Here is a 3,187-nt window from a genome sequence, read left to right as displayed (position 1 = left end):
GGCCGCCCCCTCCCCCCTCTCGTTCGTCTCCGTCACCGACCGGGCCACGGGCCTGGTCTCCCCGCTGAGCTTCGCCGTCGACGACCGCGGCACCGCCTTCGTCGCGCAGAACTTCGCCGGACTGCTCACGAAGGTCGCGCCCGACGGCAGCACGTCGATCGCCGCCGCCGCCCCCGGCACCGAGATCGGCTCGGTCTCGGTCCGCGGCTCCACCGTCTACTACACCGAGGGGGTCCAGGAGCAGGGAGTCGCGCTGCTGAAGTCGATTCCGACCGACGGCGGCGCGCCGACCGTGCTCGCCGACCTCGGCGCCTACGAGGCGAGCGCGAACCCCGATGCCGGGAGCACCTACGGCTTCGTCGACCTGCCGTCGGACTGCGCCGCGCAGCTGCCCGGGCCCGCCTCCTACTCGGGGGTCGTGGACGTCCACCCGTACGCCTCGACCGCCACGGCCGCCGGCGTCTACGTCGCCGACGCCGCCGGCAACGCGATCGTGAAGGTGGCGCCGGACGGAGCGGTCTCGACCGTCGCCGTCCTGCCGCCGACGGCACCGGTCGTCGTCACCGCCGAGGCGGCCGCGGCGAACGGGTTCCCCGCCTGCACCGTCGGCTCCCGCTACTCCTTCGAGCCCGTCCCGACCGACGTCGAGGTGGGCCCCGGAGGGCAGCTGTACGTCACCTCGCTGCCCGGCGGCCCCGAGGACGCGAGCCTGGGCGCCCGCGGCTCCGTGCTGAAGGTCGACCCGGTCTCGGGAGCGGTCCGCACCGTCGCCACGGGACTGATCAGCGCCACCGGCCTCGCCGTCGACCGTGTCACCGGCACGATCGCGGTGACCGAGCTGTTCGGAGGAGCGCAGGGCACGGGACGCGTCGCGCTGATCCTGCCGCGCACCTCGACGCCGATCACCGGCCTGGCCGTCACCTCCCCCGCCGCGATCGAGCTGAAGAACGGCGCCCTCTACGTCGCGCGCAACGCGTTCGTGATCTCGCCCGAGGGCGCACCGCAGCCCATCGGGACCCTCACGGTCGCGCAGCTGACGGGCGCGGGAGCCCGCATGACCGCGGTCGACTGAGCACCGCCGGGTCCGCGGAGGAGTGGAGTCCCCCGCGGGCCCGCCGCCGATTCGCGGAGGGGCCGCCCGCCGTGTATAGTCGTACCTCGTTGCGTGCGCCTCCCGGGGCCACGCGATGGACTGCGCCCGTAGCTCAACGGATAGAGCATCTGACTACGGATCAGAAGGTTGGGGGTTCGAATCCCTCCGGGCGCACTCGGAATCCAGACCACTCGGTGGTTCGGAGCCACCGAGTACTGGTTGAGACAGTGCCACTCGCGAGAGTGCTGGAAGGCCCGCTTCGGTGGGCCTTTCTTCGTTCCGGCGGCCCGATCGCCGCAGCGTCCTCCCCGACCCTCGAACCCGCGTGACCGCTGCAGCCGTCCGCGGTGCGGACCGGGCCTCCTCGACCGGAGAACCGCGCAGGCTCTCGGCGAGCGCATGCTCCGCCACCCGGGCCCGGAGCGCCTCCACAGGCGGACCTCGAGCCCCGTTCCGCGTCGTCGGGCGCCCCGATCGAGGCCCCCTCCCCCTACGCCCTGAGCGAGCACGGGGCAAGAAGCAAACTCCATAGCCCGGCGATGTCCGAATGGGTACTACCGTGGCGATCACCCCGACCCTGCAAGACCGAACACGACGGTCCCCAGTCCCGCTCTGCCGCGAAGCAGCAGCGGTACCCGTCGTCCTCCGCACCATCCGCTCGGAACGCAGTGACGCGTACAGCCGGAGCTCCGTCCTGCACAGGAGGAGCCCGGTCCGTTCAGCGTTTCGAGGCCTCCGCCGCGACGTGTTCCGGGCACCCCTCCCCCGCAGCACGAGTCGATCGGACGACACCCCCATGGCCAGACCCACCCCCTCCTGCACCGCACCGATGCAGACCCCGGACGCGGATGATCTGCGCCGGGCAGGAGAGACGACGAGGTCGGCGCGGTGGGCGAGGACGCACCTCGTGCGGGTCCTCGCGGTCGTCGCCGCAGCAGGGATCGCCGTCACGGCGGCATCGTTCCAGGTCGCTCCGGCCGCCGCGGCGGGCTCGACCTACGGACCGGACGGCACGCACTACCCGTCGGACACCCCCGACATCCGCTCCGCGTCCTCCGACCACGTCGTCGTCGATGTCGAGGCGTCCGGTCCGGCGATCCGGGAGGCGCTCGACGCTCTGACGTCGCGCGAGATCGCGGCGGGCGTCGTCATCAGGGTGGCACCGGGGCGCATCGACGACCTGTCGGCGCTCAACGGCTACTCGAACACCGGGAGCGCCAAGGTCCTGATCACCGCGCGCGACGGCTTCCAGTCGGTCACCGGAGGCAGCTGGGCGCTCCGCGACGTGACGGGCATCACGCTCATGCGCTTCGACATCGACGCGCTCGACGTCAAGGGCGCGACCCACTCGTCGTTCGCGTGGCTCCGCATCAACGAGAACTGGCTCGGCCTCAGCGCCTCCGCGGGTGTCCCCGTGCGCGACGTGGAGCTCATCGAGGTCGTCGAGCCCGACTCCACGGTGAAGAACTCCGACTCGGCGCAGATCAAGGCGTACGCGCCCGACGTGATGAAGGACGTGCTGGTCGAGGGCGGCTACATCGCCCCGTCGTTCTACGTCGACGAGCCGTACGGCGGCGACGACGCGGCCCGGCCGCACACCGACAGCCTCCAGATCGAGGGCGGCGGCGTGACCGGACAGGTGACCGTCAGGGACACCGTCGTGTTCAGCTCGAACAACAGCGCCGTCATCATCGGAGGGGTCAGGAACGTCGCGTTCGAGGAGTCCTACATCGTGGCAGGCTCCGTCACCACCCAGCGTTACCCCTTCCTCCCCGGCGGTGCCGGCTTCAACGGAGCCATCAACGGACCGGGCAGCCTCAGCGCCGTCCAAGGGTCCGGCGGCGGCAACGTCGACGCCTCCGACTCGACGTTCATCGGATCCCTCCAGCCCGTCTGGGACAGCGTCGTGAACACCCGCACGAGCCTCCCCGGGAAGACCGCCGCGAAGGGCGGCTTCACCGTCGACGAGACGCTCTCCGCGACGACCGCCGCCGACCTCGACGAGGTCAGCACCCGGCCGACCGGGAAGTACCTGAGCAGCATCTGGGACGGTGTCGAGCTCCCCGAGCCCTCGCCCACCCCGACGCCCACCTC

Annotated in this window: 2 protein-coding genes and 1 tRNA gene; all 3 read left to right on the top strand. The window is 71.8% G+C overall.

Annotated elements, in window-relative coordinates; all coding sequences use genetic code 11:
• Positions 1-1,072 (top strand): ScyD/ScyE family protein (locus tag NB037_RS19065; protein WP_251948585.1); only part of this gene is annotated, 1,072 nt, incomplete at its 5' end.
• A 122-nt stretch (positions 1,073-1,194) separates the two neighbouring features.
• Positions 1,195-1,267, top strand: a tRNA-Arg gene (locus tag NB037_RS19060).
• Positions 1,268-1,889: 622 nt separating this feature from the next.
• Positions 1,890-3,187, top strand: a 1,298-nt coding sequence (locus tag NB037_RS19055; protein ID WP_251948582.1) for a hypothetical protein, incomplete at its 3' end; no start/stop codon positions are given.

It is taken from the genome of Rathayibacter rubneri (assembly GCF_023743255.1).
Lineage (GTDB): Bacteria > Actinomycetota > Actinomycetes > Actinomycetales > Microbacteriaceae > Rathayibacter > Rathayibacter rubneri.
The sequence above is the reverse complement of the archived record's forward strand: the minus strand, read 5'-3'. Positions and strand labels throughout refer to the sequence as shown.